The 17,705-nt window shown below is 54.3% G+C and carries 15 protein-coding genes; 6 read left to right on the top strand and 9 right to left on the bottom strand.

Features of this window, described 5'->3' with window-relative positions:
* Positions 1–9 precede the first annotated feature (9 nt).
* From IV493_RS08695 to IV493_RS08680, 4 genes are all read left to right on the top strand, one after another.
* The gene (locus IV493_RS08695; RefSeq protein WP_230299995.1) at positions 10–2,496 is read left to right on the top strand and encodes a fimbrial outer membrane usher protein; all 2,487 of its coding nucleotides are present in this window, start codon (positions 10–12) and stop codon (positions 2,494–2,496) included.
* Positions 2,474–3,826: a fimbrial usher protein StbD gene (gene stbD, locus IV493_RS08690; RefSeq protein ID WP_081917127.1), complete on the top strand. Its 1,353-nt coding sequence runs from the start codon at positions 2,474–2,476 to the stop codon at positions 3,824–3,826. The genes IV493_RS08695 and stbD overlap by 23 nt, the downstream gene beginning before the upstream one ends.
* A complete protein-coding gene (locus IV493_RS08685; RefSeq protein WP_230299994.1) occupies positions 3,729–4,508 on the top strand; it encodes a fimbrial assembly chaperone in 780 nt (259 codons plus the stop codon). Before stbD ends, IV493_RS08685 begins: the two co-directional genes overlap by 98 nt.
* Before the next feature lie 232 nt (positions 4,509–4,740).
* The gene (locus IV493_RS08680; protein WP_095707193.1) at positions 4,741–5,076 is read left to right on the top strand and encodes a gamma-glutamylcyclotransferase family protein; all 336 of its coding nucleotides are present in this window, start codon (positions 4,741–4,743) and stop codon (positions 5,074–5,076) included.
* Positions 5,077–5,418: 342 nt separating this feature from the next.
* Here the strand turns inward: IV493_RS08680 and IV493_RS08675 are convergent, their stop codons facing one another.
* The 3 genes from IV493_RS08675 to IV493_RS08665 form a co-directional block, all read right to left on the bottom strand.
* Positions 5,419–7,464, bottom strand: a complete 2,046-nt coding sequence (locus tag IV493_RS08675; protein ID WP_195858089.1) for an FUSC family protein — start codon at positions 7,462–7,464, stop codon at positions 5,419–5,421.
* A 149-nt stretch (positions 7,465–7,613) separates the two neighbouring features.
* On the bottom strand, positions 7,614–8,258 hold the full coding sequence (locus IV493_RS08670) for a LysE family translocator (RefSeq protein WP_147789223.1): 645 nt from the start codon (positions 8,256–8,258) through the stop codon (positions 7,614–7,616).
* 80 nt (positions 8,259–8,338) lie between these two features.
* The gene (locus IV493_RS08665) at positions 8,339–9,721 is read right to left on the bottom strand and encodes a Xaa-Pro peptidase family protein (protein WP_147789222.1); all 1,383 of its coding nucleotides are present in this window, start codon (positions 9,719–9,721) and stop codon (positions 8,339–8,341) included.
* A 384-nt stretch (positions 9,722–10,105) separates the two neighbouring features.
* On the opposite strand from IV493_RS08665, the gene IV493_RS08660 reads away from it, so the two are divergent.
* Positions 10,106–10,993 carry a benzoate transporter gene (locus tag IV493_RS08660; protein ID WP_195858088.1) on the top strand — a complete coding sequence of 296 codons (888 nt, stop codon included), beginning with the start codon at positions 10,106–10,108 and terminating at the stop codon, positions 10,991–10,993.
* Positions 10,994–11,030: 37 nt separating this feature from the next.
* Here IV493_RS08660 and IV493_RS08655 read toward each other — a convergent pair whose 3' ends face one another.
* The 3 genes from IV493_RS08655 to hipB form a co-directional block, all read right to left on the bottom strand.
* Entirely contained in the window at positions 11,031–11,237 is a 207-nt protein-coding gene (locus IV493_RS08655) for a type II toxin-antitoxin system MqsA family antitoxin (protein WP_013357880.1), read from the bottom strand.
* A gap of 104 nt (positions 11,238–11,341) precedes the next feature.
* Positions 11,342–12,655 (bottom strand): type II toxin-antitoxin system HipA family toxin, encoded by a 1,314-nt coding sequence (locus IV493_RS08650; RefSeq protein ID WP_195858087.1) that lies wholly within the window; start codon positions 12,653–12,655, stop codon positions 11,342–11,344.
* Positions 12,655–12,903 (bottom strand): type II toxin-antitoxin system antitoxin HipB, encoded by a 249-nt coding sequence (gene hipB / locus IV493_RS08645; protein ID WP_095707189.1) that lies wholly within the window; start codon positions 12,901–12,903, stop codon positions 12,655–12,657. The genes IV493_RS08650 and hipB overlap by 1 nt, the downstream gene beginning before the upstream one ends.
* Before the next feature lie 179 nt (positions 12,904–13,082).
* Between hipB and IV493_RS08640 the strand changes: the two genes are divergently transcribed.
* Complete coding sequence (locus IV493_RS08640; RefSeq protein ID WP_195858086.1) at positions 13,083–13,520, top strand: N-acetyltransferase; 438 nt, start codon at positions 13,083–13,085, stop codon at positions 13,518–13,520.
* A gap of 33 nt (positions 13,521–13,553) precedes the next feature.
* Here the strand turns inward: IV493_RS08640 and IV493_RS08635 are convergent, their stop codons facing one another.
* Genes IV493_RS08635 through IV493_RS08625 form a run of 3 tightly spaced genes read right to left on the bottom strand, consistent with a single transcriptional unit; the run spans position 13,554 to position 17,655 of the window.
* Entirely contained in the window at positions 13,554–14,345 is a 792-nt protein-coding gene (locus IV493_RS08635) for an inositol monophosphatase family protein (protein ID WP_095707188.1), read from the bottom strand.
* Between the two features lie 23 nt (positions 14,346–14,368).
* Positions 14,369–15,430 (bottom strand): ABC transporter ATP-binding protein, encoded by a 1,062-nt coding sequence (locus IV493_RS08630; RefSeq protein WP_195858085.1) that lies wholly within the window; start codon positions 15,428–15,430, stop codon positions 14,369–14,371.
* Positions 15,427–17,655, bottom strand: coding sequence for an iron ABC transporter permease (locus IV493_RS08625; RefSeq protein ID WP_195858084.1), 2,229 nt, complete (start codon positions 17,653–17,655; stop codon positions 15,427–15,429). Before IV493_RS08625 ends, IV493_RS08630 begins: the two co-directional genes overlap by 4 nt.
* Positions 17,656–17,705 lie beyond the last annotated feature (50 nt).

Below are 17,705 nucleotides of genomic sequence, written 5' to 3'. Positions count from 1 at the left end.
ACTTTTTCAATGTCTGGACACGCGGAGGAGTACTACTTTGATCCTTCGCTGTTCAAAGGTTCTGCCTTTGGTCAGAATATCGATAAATTTAATCAGCACAATATCACGCCTGGCAATTATTATGTGGATATCTATGTTAATAATAAGCTGATTAAAAGTGGCGTCGCCCTCACCTTTCTTCCGGAAGAAAATGGTCAGCCTGCTGAACCCTGTCTTTCCCCTGCGGTGGCAGAATCGTTGCGTCTCAGGTCACTCAACAAATCCATAGCCAGCGATGGCTGTCAGCCTTTAAATCACTGGTCATCGTCAGCGCGCTGGCAATTCGATCAGGCTTCACTGCGGCTGCAATTAACGATTCCGGACGCTGAATTAATCCATCTTCCTCGCGGGACTATCCCCGTCGCCGAATGGGACAAAGGGATTACAGCCCTCTTCATCCGGCACAATACGAACTACAACTGGACCAAAAATACCGCATCCGGCTACCAGTATCAGTATCTCTGGAGTGGTATGACGGCGGGTACCAATATTGATAACTGGCAACTGCGCCACCAGGGCAATCTCCGGTTTGTCGACAATAACGTGACCGGCAGCGATATTCGCTACACTACCGTCAGAACCTGGCTGCAGCGCCCCATTGAACCGCTGGACAGTCTGCTGACCTTAGGCGACAGCTACACAGAGAGCTCACAGTTTGGCAGTCTGGCTTACAACGGTATCAAACTCACCACCGATGAAAGGATGCGTCCCCAGAGTCGGCGTGGTTATGCGCCCGAGATTCGTGGCATGGCCTCGTCCAGTGCCCGGGTTATCGTCCGGCAATTGAATCGCGTTATCTATGAGACCAGCGTTGCGCCCGGGCCATTTGTTATCAACGACTTGTATAATACCCGCAGCCAGGGCGATCTTGATGTTGAGGTGGCAGAGGCCAATGGAAAAACGTCATCATTTACCGTTCCCTATGCCTCTGTTCCTGACTCGGTCAGGCCGGGAAACTGGCATTACTCTTTGGCATTAGGCCGGGTGCGTCAGTTCTACTCGGTGAATAACACGTTCTTCGAGGGGCTTTTGCAGCGCGGTATCAGTAACCGCCTGACTGCAACAGCGGGTTCGCGACTGGCTCAGGACTATCAGGCCTGGCTGCTTGGCGGTGTCTGGACCTCTTCGGCGGGTGCCGTGGGATTGAACACCATCTTTTCCGATGCCAGGGTCGATCAAAACAGCAACGCCACGGGATGGCGCGCCGAGCTGAGTTACAGTAAAACCTTTGCGACCGGAACCAACCTTGTGCTGGCGGCTTATCGTTATTCAACCAGCGGTTACCGCGACCTGCAGGATGTGCTGGGTGTCCGGCGTCAGCAGGACAATGGCATCAGTTACTACTCAGATACGCTGCATCAGCGTAATAACTTCTCCGTGACCCTGAGTCAGTCAATGGAGAATTATGGCTTACTCAGCCTGAGCGCCAGCACGGCGGATTACTATAATAACCGTTCACGTATTACTCAGCTTCAGCTTGGTTATAACAACAGCTGGAAAAACATCAGTTATGGCCTCAACGTCGCCCGACAGCGCACAACCTGGAACTACGATCGTTATGGGGGCAGGCTGGATGACGGCGATAACACCTGGCGGGAGAAATATACCGAAAATACTATTGCCCTGAATGTTTCGGTTCCGCTTAACTGGGCCAATAACACGGCTTCAGTTGCTTATAATTACAATCAGTCTAAAGAAACACGTAATTCTACTCTCTCTCTGACTGGTTCGTCTGGCGAGAATAATCAGCTCTCCTGGTCTCTCTATGGGGGTGCCGAACAGACCCAAAATAGCGGTAGTTACCGTGCCTCGTTCGGCGGAAATGTTCAGCAGAACACGCGTATGGGTGGAATCAGAGCGAATTATGGTCAGGGTGACAATTACCGCCAGGCGGGATTAGGGCTCTCTGGTACGTTACTGATCCACCCTGGCGGCGTCACTGCCGGGCCCTATACCAGCGACACCTTTGCACTTATTCATGCGGAAGGCGCTCAGGGAGCCAGCGTGCGCAATGGACAGGGTGCCGTTATTGATCGGTTCGGCTACGCCATCCTGCCTTCACTGACCCCTTATCAGGCCAATACTGTCAGTCTGGACACGCGTTATATGAATGCTGATGCTGAATTAAGCGGCGGCAGTCAGCGCGTTGTGCCTTATGCCGGCTCCGTTACACGTATTAATTTCGCCACCTTGCAGGGTAAAGCGGTATTGATCGCACTCAAGAATGAAGATGATGATATTCCGCCAATGGGTACAGAGGTTCGTGATGCTGATAATACCGTAATAGGGATTATCGGTCAGGGTGGTCAGTTATATGCACGTGTTCCGCATGACTCGGGAACCTTAAAAGTCAACTGGCAATACAAAGGCAATAAAACCTGCTTTGTTAATTATCAAATAACCGGTCGGGTGAATGAGGATATTGTTCGCCTGGATGCCGTCTGCCGCAAGGGTTAATTGTGTGAGAATCAAAAAATTACTTCTGCCTGTTTTTTTATTACTGTTTACTATCTCCGCCTGGGCCAATTGCAGTGTTGTCACCGCCACCTCCGCCCTTTCTCAGAGCGCGATTGCGGCAGGCTATACCGCCGCATACTGGACCGGCGCCTGTGATACCTGCTCAGGTAATGTAGGGCTGCCTTCCGTGATAAGTATCAATAGCGGAAAGACTTTTCAGCCCTCCGGCACGTTACTGGCCAGTTCAGTGGGCAGCTTTCTGACATCTGCAAGCAATGTTTCCTACTCGGCTAACCAGATTCTTTATCGCTGCGCCGTGGCAGATGCAGACAGTCTGTATGAAATGTATGCCACTAATGGCGACAGTCCCTATGCCGGGCAATATATTACGTCTGAAGTGGATGGCGCTTATTATGATGTGGCCGCCAACGTTGCCGTAAGGCTGACTAACCTTTCAACCGGTGAGTATTATAGTCGCTACTGGAAAGCCCGGCAGCTGACGGCCAGTGACTGGTATTCCGATGGTACCTATATCTATATTCCGGCCAGTGCATTCAGCAATGTGTTGTATGAGATGTTTAAAATAGATTCTACCCGCTATTACGCCAGCAATAGTAATCGTTATGTGGACACCTGGACACAACCTCGCGGTTATATTGCTTTTAAGGGGCCGGGCCTGGATACCAATAATCTGAAGGTGGGTCAGGACAGTCTCTCATACTGGTATGGCTGGTACCGTAACTGGCCTGCCGCATGGAGCACCTACTCAAATGTCACCTATGTGCGCGGTGCGCTGTGCGAAGTCCTGGATTATCCGTCGGTGGTGTTGCTGCCTACCGTAAGCGTGAACACGCTCGCCGCTGGCGGAAAAAGTCAGGCCCCGTTTACCGTCACCATCCAGTGTGAATCTGGTGCCCTATCCGGCACCTCGACCTCGACAACCACCTCGGCAAATGTCGCGATGGGCTTTCTCGTTAACCAGTCAAATGCGGTGACGCAGGCCAGGAATCTGGGACTGACGACTGCTGGCGGCGGATTAACCTGGCTGCTGGATTCACATTATGGCAGCAGCGCTGCCGCCGCCGGCGTCGGGATAAAGATTTATGACAGCCATAATATGGTGCTGAATTTACTGCCTGACAGAACCCTGACCGGCACAGGTAACGGCCGTGGCTGGTATGCCTATAAAGATCTAACGTCGCAAATCTCTTCAGGCGGCAGCGATATTTACAGTGGCGATTTTACGGCTTCACTTGAAGCAATCAGTGGACAAACGATTACAGCAGGAACAGTCAATGCACAATTACAGGTTGTGGTTAGTTTTCAGTAATCTCATCGTATTATCTGGCCTGCTGCTCTCAACCAGCGTGTGGGCGGTGGTTAATGTAGATAAAACCCGGATCGTTTTTAATCCGTCGGATCTGACCCAGTCAATTAATGTTATTAACAGCGGCCAGAACGAAACTTTTTTGCAAATCTGGACAGACGATGGTGACCTTACCCTTTCACCTGATGCCAGCATCACGCCGATTATTGTTATTCCGCCGGTGGTAAAAATGTTTCCCGGAGAAATGCGCTCGCTGCGTCTGATGCTCACATCGCGGCAGACGTTACCCGCAAATAAAGAGAGCCTTTTCTGGTTAAATATTTACCAGATTCCGGCACTGAAAAAAGCGTTAAGCGTGGCTGAGCGCAAAGTGGTGCTGCCGCTGAGAATCCGGCTGAAAATCTTTGTCCGGCCTGCAGGACTTAATGCCCCGCTGACCATCGATCCGGAAAAGATCCGTTTCGCGGTGTCGGGAAATAAAATCACGATAACAAATCCAACGCCGTGGTTCATGAGCATGAACGTCAATCCCAAAGGTCATCAATCTATAAAAAACCTGATGATTGCCCCACAGTCCGATCTGCAACTGAATAGTGACGCCACGCTGAAACCCGGGGATTCTGTGAGCTATGCGGTGATCAATGACCAGGGTATTCCGGTTAATTACGCGACTGTCTTTAAGTAATGGCACGCGAGTGCCGTCAGCTAACACATTCAGAACACCCAAAAGTCACACTTTGCGATTGTCACAGACGCCGCTACGTGAATTCTGCGTATCAGGTGTGTCTGATAGCTGGCAGAATTTACCCAAGGATTGCTACTGGCTGACTCTGTCGGGCAGCATCGAGGTTCTGCGAGACAACCGGATGACGGCACGTTAAAGTTGCTGGCTTCGACGGATTCCACGATGAGAGAAAATGAAACGCTTATTTGTCTATGGCACGCTTTGCCCGGGCCGCGAAAATGCCCATATCCTGGAAAACATTGGCGGAGAATGGCTGGCCGGTTCGGTGAACGGAACCTTCTACGAGCGTGGCTGGGGTGCGGCGGCTGATTTCCCCGGCATCGTACTGGATGAGCATGGCCCCGATGTGCCGGGCTATCTGTTTGTCTCTGACCAGCTGGATGCGCACTGGCCGATGCTGGATGCGTTTGAAGATGGCTATGATCGCGTCGAAGTTCGCGTCTCTGCCGGGGATAATCAGCATTACACCGCGTGGATTTATCAGCTCCAGCCACAGGGAAACAGTTAGCCCGCCTGAAGATACGTGCGCCCTGTTCTTATTACTGGCTTCAGGCGCGGCGGGATGCGCGTCGTACCTGAATACCCAGGATAATATCTGTGTCTTGCTCACAGGAAATAGTATGCAACACACTGATTTTAAATCGGTACAATGTCAGCTTAAATTACCATTTCGTTATCTCTGCCTTCCCCTCAGCCCTGCCTTTTTTACTGACAGACCACACAAACAGGCACTATGCCTGCTCTGTTTTAAATAAAGAGATAATGTATGATGTAACTAAAATACACTTCCTTTATATCTTCCGGGCGCTGTTCACGTCTCTCTCTACGCCACCAGCGACTCTTATACGCTTTACTCCGGCCAGCGCTGATGTGGAAACAGAGAAACACGAATATTAAACAGATGGATTAACGGTGCGACTGCAACACTCTCCTGTCGCGCAATCGGCTCCAGCCGCAGCAGTAACAGGTCCAGTTCATCCAGCAAATCCTGATGTGGCGTTAGCTGTAGCGACTTCATCTTGCGTTTCAGATAGAGCGCCAGCTCGTGAAACATCTGTCCACTCTCAATCCGATGCCCTTCCAGCATCTCTCGATGACGTGCGTAAAAGTCATAGCAGTTAGCACCCAGCCAGGTTTCGGTAATCAGATACCCACCCACCACAATATCCGGCACCGGATCGAGCCGTTTGCGCGGCAGAATCACGTTCACCCTGTCGAGCATCCGTGCAATAAACTGCTGGCGTGACAGCAGCGTGGCCGAATTGCGCTCCACCATTTTGATAAACCCTAACAGATCGCGTAGTCCCCGCTGCACCGCTCTTCTGGCAATCCAGGACGGTCGTTTGTTACGGATCAGCGCCGTCAGCACCACCGCAAACATAATCCCCACCATCGATGAGATGGCTGCATTCAGAGTGACGATCAGATTCGGGACATAGTGATGGCTCAGGCCGATAAAGCCAGGGATCTGAATGGCGACACTCAGCCCCACCATATTGGTCGCCGGATTAGCGATGATCAGACTCAGCAGCATCAGACCCGGCAGCAGACAGATCATCAGCGCCTGCAAAGTATTGGCCTGCGGGATCAGGAAAGCGATATAGAACAGACTGACCACCAGCGCAACCATCACCCCTTTCACGAACAGTTTCATGGGTGTTACCGGGGAGTCAACACCGGCAAAGAATGAACTGATGATCGCCGCCATCAGAGGCGCATTTGCGCCGTCAGCCCAGCCGCTGCCAATCCAGAACAGACTGGAGAGAAAGGTCGCCAGAAACGCCGTCAGCGCAGAGAGTCTCAGCAGCCCCTTATCGATGTGCCGGTGTTCCCGGATATTGCGGATCGCCGCCCCATCCCCGTGGCTATAGAGATCCCCGGCGCGCGCACTGACGTTCTCAAAGGCATCGGCAATACGGACAAAGTTAGCCAGCCGTTCCAGCAGGCCGATCAGCAGCAGGCTCTCTTCGGTTGGCAGTCGCCCTGCCCGCCACTCCTCTTCCAGCGTCGCCTGACTGGCGGCAATCGCCTCACGCAGTCCGGCAATATCATTAATCCGGTCATGATGCAGCCACAGCAGAAACGCCTGAAACACATCGGTGACGCACTGCGGAAAACGGATATTCAGTTCGGCCAGCACGCCCAGCCGTGCCTCAATCGCGGTCAGGGTCGGCAGCAGATAGGTCAGATGCTGATACTGCACGCTGACCAGACGGATGACATTACGCGCCGCTTCGCCCTCATAGACGCAGTGGGTCAGCAGCGTTTCAACATTCAGCGGATAGCCCGCCATCTGGATCAGGATATCCTCCCGCTCCAGCGATTTGTTCTTTGCCATCCCGCTGATGAGTTCATCACAGAGTTTGCGCGCGTTCTGAAACCAGAGATTGACGCTCTGCCCCAGCAGATGGTGCATCGACACCGGAAACACCAGCCGGTGAACCAGCGTGCTGCAGAGGATCCCCAGCGTAATCTCCTCAATACGTGAAATCACGGTGTTGATGATCGCCGACGGCGTATCCACGTCAGGAAAGCCCATAATCGCTGCGCTGTAACCCGCCAGCATAAAGACATAACTCTTCGGCGTGCGGTCATGCAGAGAAAGATACAGGCAGACCGTCACCCACAGCGACACACAGAGGCTGAACAGCACCGGCGACTGCACGGTTTCAGGATAGATCAGCAAAATAAAGATGCCGCCGAGCAGCGTGCCCATCAGACGAAACAGCGATTTCGAGACGGTCGAGGCGGCATAGAGTTGTGAGGTGACAAACACGGTGGTCAGCGCCCAGGCCGGTTTTTCGAAGTTAAGTAACAGCGCCACAGAGAGTGCGATAAACGCGGCAAGAGAGGTTTTGCAGGCAAACAAAACCGCGTTTTTGGTAAACCATTTCATCGAATGAGAGCAACCAGGAACTTTCTTAGGCGCGTATCCTGACAGAAGCGCCTGCGTTTTACTCTCAGTTAAATTTTACAAATTATTACTGGCCTGAGGCGGCCGGTAATAAGAGATGAGTATGCGATTCTGTTAAGCACGCAACTGCCTTAGCGCCGTGTCAATGCAAGGCGAATTCCCAACCCGATAAAGGTGGCACCCACGACGCGATCCAGCATTTTTCGCAGCGTTTGATTTTTTGCCACAGCACCTGCAGCACCGCCGGCCAGAATAGCAAACAACACATCAATCATGACGCCAATCAGCGCATAGACCATTCCCAGCACCAGAAATGAGATCGCATGATGGTCGCCCTCAATCACCACAAACTGAGGGAAGAACGCGATGAAAAACAGCAATACTTTGGGATTGGTTATTGAAGTAATGAAACCGCGCAGCATCAACCGTCGGGTTTCGACCTCAGCCATATTGCTCTGAACGTCCAGCGGGCGCTCTTTACTGACGCCAAAGGTTGATAGCATCATTTTAGCGCCAAGATAGATAAGGTAGGCCGCGCCGATATATTTAATGACCGTGAACAGCAGCGGTGAAGCCGCAATGAGTGCTGTTAATCCCAGTGCACTGGCAATAGCATGCGTACAACTGCCCAATGCCACGCCGGTCGCCGAAAGGATCCCGGCGCGTCGTCCCCTGACCATACTCTGACCGATGATATAGGCGAGATCAGGACCAGGCGTAACACAAAGCAGCACGACCAACGCGACGAACAGCGGAAAATGCACAATATCCAGCATCAATACTCCTGAGAATAGGCAGATTTACGATTTGATTAACTTATCAGGCCAGACAGCATTGTCCAGAGCGAATCAATACCTTACTGCCGCACCAGCGCACGCTGCTTATCCAGCAAGAAAGGGCGCAGATACCCTACCGTGTTCGAGAGCAAAATCACCTCCTCCGGCAACCGGATTTTCAGTACGTCGGTCAGATAGTCTCTGCGGCGGGTCATACGCTGCCAGACTTCCGGAAAACGGCTCGCCAGCTCGTCACGCAATGCCGCGTCTGCCAGTCCGACCGTATCTTCGATACTGCAGCCGCCATAACCCGGTACCGATGGGATGATATCAATCTGCAACAGCATTCCGCTCTTCAGGGTCACCGCTGAATCGGGATAGATGGGCGAGCTCAGCCACTCTTCGTCAGCGACCAGATGCCCCGGATTGAGATGCCAGCCATATTGCGCTTTGGGCAATACCGTTTCGATAAGCGTATAGAGTTCGCGGCCGGTGATCCCGATTCGCAACTGCTCCAGCCAGCTGACGACCGCATGATAATAGGGGATCGCCAGCCGGGTTAACCAGTCAGAAACATTGCACTGTAACTCAGAAGCCTCACTGACGACATACGCAGAGCGGCTGGTCAGGCCGCCTTTATAGCCGACCGTCAGTGAAAGTTTGTCGCCAGTTGAAATCTGTTTGTCTGACGGATAGAGCCAGGCCTGAGCGAAACGATCGCCCGTCGCGGCGATCGTGATGACGCTGTTTGGCTGTCCTTCTGCATTCAGCCGTGCGCCCAACGCCTTCTCTGTGACGCCCGGCGCAACGCTATCCAGCGCAGCCAGCATCGCGGTTGACGCAAGATTGGCTCCCGCCTCATAAAAGGCGACTTCATCGGCACAGTTAACGCAACGCGCACCGTGATCTGGCGAGATAAACAATCCGGTGGCGTTAAACAGATGCACATCGCCACCCGCCGCCTGAGCCGCTGCGGTATAAACGAATTGCGGGAGATCAAATAACTTATGCTGACTGCCGGTAAACAGCTTCCAGCCCACCAGTCCGGTGCGGTCACCCGCCTTAATGCCTGCCTCTGTCAACAGCTGATCCAGCGGCTGCTCCCCATGCATCGGCTGATTGGGCAACGAAAACACCGGCGCATGCAGACAGCGTCCCGGATTGCGGGCAAAAGGCACCAGCTTGAGGTTCTCATTCCCCATGATATAGGTCAGCCCGCCCTGCTGATTCACCACCAGCAGCGCCTCCTCAAAACGCGGAATAAATCCCGCCAGGTACTCAAAGTTACTGCCGTGCTCTTTGTCGGCATAAATAATCAGCTGCGTAATCTGCTGCTGCTGCATCCGCTGAATAATGGCAGCCAGACGGCGATGCAGTGTGTCATCAAACATTACCGGACTGGCGGCACCGGGATAAGTCGGCGGTGAAGGGATTATTTTCAGGGCATAGCGATTGGCATCCATAACGCACTCCAGCAGCCAGATTGATGTGATTGTGATTTCCGTTCCCAGAGTAAACCTAATGTTTCTCCTGTACGGTGCCACCATCACACAACTTACTCGTTGCGTGTTATCAAAAGATGGACATTGCCTTGTAACGATTTTTCCTGCCTTGTGCAGGCTTTTTTATATCTTCAATTTGTGAGCATGCACTATGTTTAATATTTAAGCATGACCTAATTGCTACCTGTATGAAACTTCCCCAAAGGCCTGATGTGTGGAGTACGTGTTGCAGATTAACCGCATCAAAAAGTACAGATAACGTAAGGAAAAAGTAAATTTACGCTTAACATGCGGTATAATTGTTTCAAATAATTTTAAAATTATACCAGGAAGGTTCGTTAGCCAATGATTTACGATTGTTTCCTTTACTACGATGAAGACATGCTTCTTGAGCTTCGACTCAATACGCTTTATGAACATGTTGATAAGTTCGTCATTGTTGAATCCCTCTATACCTTTACTGGTAAGCGTCGAGAAAGACTCAGTTTTAATATCGAAAAGTTTGCGGCATTTCGCGAGAAAATTATTTACGTCGTTAATGACTCAGTACCGACGATCCATCAGCATAATTTCGTGTCTGGCAGCTCTATGGTGAAAGCCGGTGAATCCGATCCGTGGGAAAATGAGACGATAGCGCGCAACGCCATTATGCGCGGCCTCGACTTCGCTGAGGACGACGATATCATCATGGTATCGGATGTAGATGAAATCCCCCGCCCTGAAGCCCTGAAACAGTTCAGCCCGCGCCACCTCTGCACGACGCTGTACCATAACTTCTATAATTATAAGTTTAACGTTCAGGTTCTTAATGACGATGGCTCTGCCCGTCTCTGCCGCCTGCCAAAGATGACCACTATGAAGAATCTGAAGCATTTTTTCAGAGGCCAGCCAGAGCTGTTACGCAACGTTAAACGCAAGGGTACGCCAATCAGAGACAGCTGGTGGCGCTGGAAGCTGCTGAAGATGCGTACCAGAACAGTTGAAAACGCTGGCTGGCACTTCTCATGGGTAATGACCGACGCCCGTATCAGTGAGAAGATGGAGACCATTTCTCACACAGAAAATAATCTCCCAGAGTTTAACAATCCCGATCATATTCGGCACTGCGTTGAGCAGAATATTGATATCTGGAACCGACCCCGGAAAATGGTGATCCGGCCAGTAACTCAGGAATATTTGCCTGCATGGTTAGTGGATAACCAGGCCCGTTTTGAAGAGTTTCTCAAGTGGTGAATAAAAACGAAAGCCCGCACTAAGCGGGCTCTTTGTATCATTTAACAGGCACGCCTGCATTCTCCAGCGCTTCCGCCTTTTCGGGGTACAATTCCGACGTTCCGGCGTTCATAATCACCGCGCCGCAGCGAATGCAGTGATCACCCTTCACATCCGGCACGACATCATCGGGATTACCCGTATTAAGACTGACGTCACGCGTGGCGTAAACAAACGCCTCTCCTTCACATCCCGGACACTTCATACCCTTACTCCCTTGATAAGCCTGTCAGATAAGCATAGCTGACAGGCGGTTTGCCAGAGAGTGGTGAAAGGGCTTTTCAGGATAGTGCCAGCTCATATCCGCCATCAATCGTTATGCCGTAACCGCTCCAGCATAATCAGTGAATGGCTGAAGATTGCATCCGCGATGTGCTGCGGGAAATCAGCCGGTAGGGCCTCGCGCACTGAGACTACCGCCTTTGGAAACTCACGGACGAAGAAGTCAAAGATCTGCTGCAGACTGTCACGATCAAAATTCACCTGCTTCGCCGTGGCGATAAAATGGCGCGGAAAGATTTTGTCGATTTCTGTCTTCTTCCCCTTAGTGGCACGCAGCCCCATCGCCAGTTTGAGTGCACGCCTGTTCAGGCCGGTACCGCCCAACACCGGATAAGCGGAGATCACATCATAAAAAGGTGTCAGTCGATAACTGCCGCCGCGCTCGATAAACAGCGAGAAGTTTTTAGCGTGACCGTCGGTTGCGCCCGTCAGCCACTGAAACACCTGGAACATCATAAAGCGATAGCGATCCTCGATGGCATTGCTCGATCCCATCAGTATCTGCATTATTTCTGCGATGCCCGGCCCGCCATCCGACTCATATTTAGTCGATGATGGCAGCCCCAGCGCCTGACAGAAATCCTCCTGTGGCAGACGAATCAGCCGGGTTCGGTCGCGCGACCAGCGGCGGTCAAAGCGCTCAACGGCCAGAGCGCGCATCTTACCGGCCCGGATAATCGTCGCCTGCGGCACATCAATACCCAGTGCACGTGCCAGCGCCAGACAGAGATACTCATTCTCTACGCTTTCACGCATATCCAGCGTCGCGGCTGGCTGTTTAATCTCACCGATTGGCAGCTTGATAATGTGTGAGGTGGGCGTAGCGCCGGCAGGAATGCTCCAGCCCTCTTCGGTCAGCAGCAGCGCCGTTTTCTCCTGTGCGCCCGCCACCGAAATGCGGAAGTCGGTCTCTTCACGCAGCATCCCCAGCGGAATATCGGACTGATAGGCTGACAGCACGCTCTCGAGCCGGGCTTCATCAAGCACCTCATAGCGAGCCTGCAGTGCGGGCAGCGGCATATCGGGCGGCAACAGCATGGTCGCCCCGACGCTGTCACGTCCCACTTCCTGCAACAGGTCAAACGGCTGGCGGGATTTAATCTGGTAACGCGCCACGATCCTGTCACGAATCAACGGGCTATCCGGCAGCAGGTTGTCGAAGAAGTTAATTACGGCGTGTGAGGTGATTGCCTTAACCTGCAACGGCAGTGAGAGTGACAGCGGCCTGGAGAGCGGGTTACTCAGCCAGCCGGTGTCATACTGAAACTCATGAGCGCCATTCCGCTGCCGGGTAAGCACGCCTACCCGCTCGCCGTTCATCCACGCAATCAGCCTTTGCATTACCACTCATCCTCATCATGCAACTGAGGCGCACTGGCCTTCTCTTTTTCCACTACGTCCAGACTCACTTCCAGCGCCTGTAAAAGCTTAAACAGCGTGGCCAGCGAGGTACTGTCAGGCGCATTTTCAAAGTGAGAGATGGTGGCCTGTTTCAGGCCCACCTTTTTTGCCAGTTCACTCTGGGTCCAGCCGTTGCGCTGGCGGATAAGCTTTAGCCGGTTTGCCAGCTGTAGCGGGCTGTATATCATGGGTGACTCCTTCAGGATCACAGGCTTTAAGCATAGCGCAGAGAGGTTATCCCCGACAGGGTATAAAGTGCATTCTATACCCTAAAGAGGATAATATGCAAATTATACCCTTAAGAGGATAGTAACGTAATTATCCTTTATAAGGGATAAAGACAATACATGGCTAGCAGAGGAACAGGATGAGCACATTTACCCTTACCCATCAGCAAAACGACGAGGACCGGGAAGAGTTACTGGCAGGATTAGGGGCTTACAACCGGCAATTTATCAGTCGGGAGAACTGGGGCCCGCTGTCGGTTTCTCACCGGGATGCAGAAGGTATATTACGGGGTGGATTGATCGCCTCGCGCAAAGGAAACTGGCTCTGCATTGATTATCTCTGGGTGGATGGAACGCTGCGTGGCAGTGGTCTGGGTCGTGCGCTGTTGGAAGCGGCGGAACAGGAAGCAGTTAAACTGGGCTGTCTGTTTGCGCTGGTGGATACCTTCAGTTTTCAGGCGCTGCCGTTTTATCAGAAACAGGGTTATCAGCAGCAGATGTCCCTGCCCGATTTTCCGCAGGACGGAATGCAGCGCCACTATCTGACGAAAACGCTACGACCTGCGGAATCACGCTGACCCTGATGCAGCCAGCGTGACAGGGTCACTGAGCTACAAACCAGCAATACGCCGGAGGTCCGCTTCGGCGCCGGGTGCCACAGCAAGCACCTGCGCCCCTTTAGTGATGCGGTCGCCTTCGATGTTAAACGGGTGGTACCAGCCGCCCGCCTCTTTCACCAGGCAGTAACCCGCCAGGCAATCCCAGGCGTGCATATAGGGTTCGTAGTAACCCACGACACGACCAGCCGCCACCCAGGCCAGCATCAGCGCGCCGGAGCCAATGCGGATGAAGTTACCGCCCGCCGACAGCAGCGCCGCCACAATCTCGCCCACCTGTTGCGGACTGACATAGCTGTTAGCACCAAAACCCGTGACGTGGTTTTGCAGCGTGCGCGCAGGATCGACCTGCAGACGACGCCCGTTCAGCGTCGCGCCCTGCCCCAGAGCCGCCACATAGCACTCCTCATAGGTGGGCGCAAAAATCACCCCGATGACAGGTATATCGTCACGCAGCACCGCAACAGAAACACACCAGCTCGGCATTCCATTGAGAAACGGGCTGGTGCCATCAATGGGATCGACCACCCAGGTGTAATCAGAGGTTCCCGTCTGCAGTCCCGTCTCCTCGCCAAGAAAGCCATCATCAGGAAACGCATCCCGTATGCGGCTGGCGATCAGCTGCTCGACTTCACGGTCGGCAATCGACACCACATCCTGCAAATCGTACTTAGTCTCTACTACCAGCGTGTCGCGGCGGTTGAAGTAAGATAGCGCGGTCGCGCCACCTTCGCGGGCCACAGCTTCCGCTAACGCCAGTCGCGCCACTCTTTCCTGCGATTCCATGCGAACTCCTCGGGTTAATCAGATTAACGGGCAATCAGGGCTAAGCCCTGCGGCTTAAAGTTGACGCCAACCGTGGCGGCGAGCGGCAGACGCTGTTCCATTTGTGGATCGATAATGAACAGCGCGCCCAGCTCGGTAGCGACTTCATATTCGATATGATCGCCCAGCCAGGTGCTGTGGATCACTTCACCCTGCAACGCGCCCTGACCGTCGCCGGACAGCGTAATAAACTGCGGTCGCACCGCCAGCTGGGCACTGCCGGTTTTTGCACCGATACCCCGCACCCGGAAGCGCTGATTTCCCAGACAGACCAGCGCGTCATCCGCATCGGCCTGTTCCACTTCACAGGGCAGAATGTTCGATTCCCCCATAAAGTCCGCGATGAAGACTGAATTGGGCGAATGGTAAAGCGTCTCCGGCGCGCCCTGCTGAGCAATATCTCCCTCTTTCATGACAATAATCTTATCGGAGACCGCCAGCGCCTCCTCCTGGTCATGGGTCACGTAGACGGCAGTGAACCCGAGCCGCTGCTGCAGATCGCGAATGTCGGTGCGCACCCGACGGCGCAGACGCTCATCAAGGTTTGACAGCGGCTCATCGAGCAGCAGCACCTGCGGTTCCAGCACCAGCGCACGCGCCACTGCAATACGCTGCTGCTGTCCACCAGACAGTTCGGACGGCAGCCGCTGACCCTGACTCTCCAGCCCCACCAGCTTCAGCCCTTCGCGCGCCCTGTCCTGCGCCTCGCGTTTATTCATACCCCCGGAGAGCAGTCCATACAGAATGTTGTCGAGGGCGTTCATATGCGGAAACAGCGCGTAGGACTGAAACACCATCGCCACGTCGCGCTCGTTGGCGGGCAGATGGGTCACCTCTTTGCCGCCAATCAGAATCCGCCCCGAGGTGGGATGCTCCAGCCCGGCCAGCAGCCGCAGCGTGGTGGTCTTGCCGCAGCCGGATGGCCCGAGCAGCGTGACCAGCGTGCCCGGCTCTACGGTAAGCGACAGATCCGGCACCGCGGTAAAACCGGCAAAACGCTTTGCGACATGTTCAAACACCACCGATCCGGCGTTAATGGTCGTCATACGGCTCTCTCCTGAGTCAGCGTGGATACAACAGAGGGTGCGGCAACGATTACCGCCGGTTGGGCTGCACGGCGCAGGCGACGTTCGCCCACCAGCAGCTGGAACAGGCCAATGATCAGCAGCATCACCACGATCAGGACCGAGGAGTAAGCAATCGCGACGCCATACTCTCCGTTCTCCACCAGCCCGACAATGTACGAGGTCGCCATGTTGTACTGCGCACTGACCAGGAAAATCACCGCGCTGATCGAGGTAATCGCCCGCACAAAGGCGTAGACCAGCGCGGCGCTGATCGCCGGTTTGAGCAGCGGCAGCACCACTTTGCGCAGCGTCCGGAAACTGTTGGCGCCCAGCGTCAGTGACGCTTCATCCAGGCTTTTATCCAGCTGGCTCATCGCTGCAATTCCACCCCGCACGCCGACCGGCATATTACGGAAGACAAAACAGGCGATCAGGATCATCGCGGTGCCGGTGATCTCCAGCGGCGGCAGGTTATAGGCCATCACATAGCTCACACCTATCACCGTGCCGGGAATGGCAAAGCTGAGCATCAGCATGAATTCAAAGGTCTGACGGCCGGCAAACTTCTGCCGCACGATAAGCCAGGCGGTCAGCAGCCCTACAATGGCAGTGAGCGGTGCGGCAATCAGGGCGATTTCCAGCGTGGTCCAGAACGAGTTCCAGGCGACGCCACTCCACACCAGCTGCCCCTGATTCACGCTGATGCTGAAGGCGCGGATGTAGTGATCCAGCGTCAGGTTGTTATTCAGACCCCACGACTGCACAAAGCCGCCAATCATGATCATACCGTAGATCACCAGGGTGAAGAGTCCCCACGGGATCACCATGCCATAAACGCTGTAGCGTACCGGACGCGGCAGCATCACATGACGGCCGCCGTCGCCCTTGCCGGTCACGGTGGCGAAGCTTTTGCCGGAGAGCCAGACGCGCTGCACCAGAAACGCAGTCAGGGTAAAGCCCAGCAGGATCATCGCCAGCACCGCCGCGCGGCTCGGGTCGTTCTGTGCGCCGACCACGGAGAAGAAGATCTCCGTCGAGAGCACGCCGTGACTGCCGCCCAGCACCATCGGGTTACCGAAATCGGCCATGCTTTCGATAAAGCTGATTAAGAACGCGTTGGCCAGACCTGGCGCCATCAGCGGCAGCGAGATGCGGGAGAAGGTGCGCCAGCGGCTGGCGCGCAGAGTCTGCGACGCCTCTTCCAGTGACGGACTGACCCCCTCAACCACGCCAATCAGCACCAGAAACGCAATGGGAGTAAACGACAGCACCTGGGCAATCCAGATGCCGGTCAGTCCATAGAGCCAGCGACCCGGCTCGATGCCGAACAGCGTCGCCAGCGATGCTGTCACCACGCCGGAGCGGCCAAACAGCAGGATCAGCGCCAGACCGATAACAAACGGCGGCGTGATAATTGGCAGAATGGTCAGCATTCGCAGCGCTTTTTTAAATGGCAGCGCCGTGCGCGTGGCCGCCAGCGCAAACGCCAGTCCCAGCAGCGTGGAACCACTGGCGGTCATCAGCGCCAGTCCCAGCGTGCGCCAGGCTGTGCCGCAGGTGTCGCCGGTAAAACAGGCGAGGCTCCAGATGGCGGGGTCCTGCATATTGGCAATCAGTCCATCCGGTTTAAAGCTGCCGTCACTATCCTGCACTGAGGCGACAAACAGGCTCAGCACCGGATAGAGTACAAAGGTCGTCACCAGCGCCACCAGCAGCACAATCGACGCCACCACAAAGGCATCGCCTTTCAGCACGCCGCGCTCTGCCAGGGCAAAAGCGAAGATCAGCAGAAAGACGGTCAGCAGCAGCAGTGCGCCCGCGCCCATCGCCGGTTGCCCCTGTGTCAGCGGACCAAAGAGATTTTCCAGCCACAGCCAGTTCCAGCCACTAAACCCGATGGCATGCCCTTCCAGCACCAGAAAAAGAATCCCGCAGACGCTGAATAGCAGCAGCAGCGTGCTGCGTGTGCGGCCTGGCGGCAGAAAGACACTGGCCGCCGAGAGCAGCCATAGCGCCACGGCGATGCCCAGCCAGCTGTGCAGCGCGAGCTGTCCCAGCGCTGGTGCGTTGTTCTCATCTCCCCAGAAGCTGAACAGCCAGTCACCCGTAAAGAAGCCCTGCTCCAGGCTATACCAGGGCAGCAGCGTCAGCGCGACGGCACCTGCCAGCAGCGCACCGGTTAAGCGACGATTATGCGCATTCATAAATCACCTCCATCAGGAAGCGGACATCAGGCTTACGCCACCGCGGTCTG

The organism is Pantoea sp. SM3640 (genome assembly GCF_015654165.1).
Lineage (GTDB): Bacteria > Pseudomonadota > Gammaproteobacteria > Enterobacterales > Enterobacteriaceae > Pantoea > Pantoea vagans.
Note: the sequence above shows the minus strand (reverse complement) of the source record. Positions and strands in the feature narration are given on the sequence as shown.

Coding starts and splice junctions, on each gene's coding strand:
- IV493_RS08695 (WP_230299995.1), top strand. CDS start 10: ATGTCTGGACACGCGGAGGAGTACTACTTTGATCCTTCGCTGTTCAAA.
- stbD (WP_081917127.1), top strand. CDS start 2,474: ATGCCGTCTGCCGCAAGGGTTAATTGTGTGAGAATCAAAAAATTACTT.
- IV493_RS08680 (WP_095707193.1), top strand. CDS start 4,741: ATGAAACGCTTATTTGTCTATGGCACGCTTTGCCCGGGCCGCGAAAAT.
- IV493_RS08675 (WP_195858089.1), bottom strand. CDS start 7,464: ATGAAATGGTTTACCAAAAACGCGGTTTTGTTTGCCTGCAAAACCTCT.
- IV493_RS08670 (WP_147789223.1), bottom strand. CDS start 8,258: ATGCTGGATATTGTGCATTTTCCGCTGTTCGTCGCGTTGGTCGTGCTG.
- IV493_RS08665 (WP_147789222.1), bottom strand. CDS start 9,721: ATGGATGCCAATCGCTATGCCCTGAAAATAATCCCTTCACCGCCGACT.
- IV493_RS08660 (WP_195858088.1), top strand. CDS start 10,106: ATGATTTACGATTGTTTCCTTTACTACGATGAAGACATGCTTCTTGAG.
- IV493_RS08655 (WP_013357880.1), bottom strand. CDS start 11,237: ATGAAGTGTCCGGGATGTGAAGGAGAGGCGTTTGTTTACGCCACGCGT.
- IV493_RS08650 (WP_195858087.1), bottom strand. CDS start 12,655: ATGCAAAGGCTGATTGCGTGGATGAACGGCGAGCGGGTAGGCGTGCTT.
- hipB (WP_095707189.1), bottom strand. CDS start 12,903: ATGATATACAGCCCGCTACAGCTGGCAAACCGGCTAAAGCTTATCCGC.
- IV493_RS08640 (WP_195858086.1), top strand. CDS start 13,083: ATGAGCACATTTACCCTTACCCATCAGCAAAACGACGAGGACCGGGAA.
- IV493_RS08635 (WP_095707188.1), bottom strand. CDS start 14,345: ATGGAATCGCAGGAAAGAGTGGCGCGACTGGCGTTAGCGGAAGCTGTG.
- IV493_RS08630 (WP_195858085.1), bottom strand. CDS start 15,430: ATGACGACCATTAACGCCGGATCGGTGGTGTTTGAACATGTCGCAAAG.
- IV493_RS08625 (WP_195858084.1), bottom strand. CDS start 17,655: ATGAATGCGCATAATCGTCGCTTAACCGGTGCGCTGCTGGCAGGTGCC.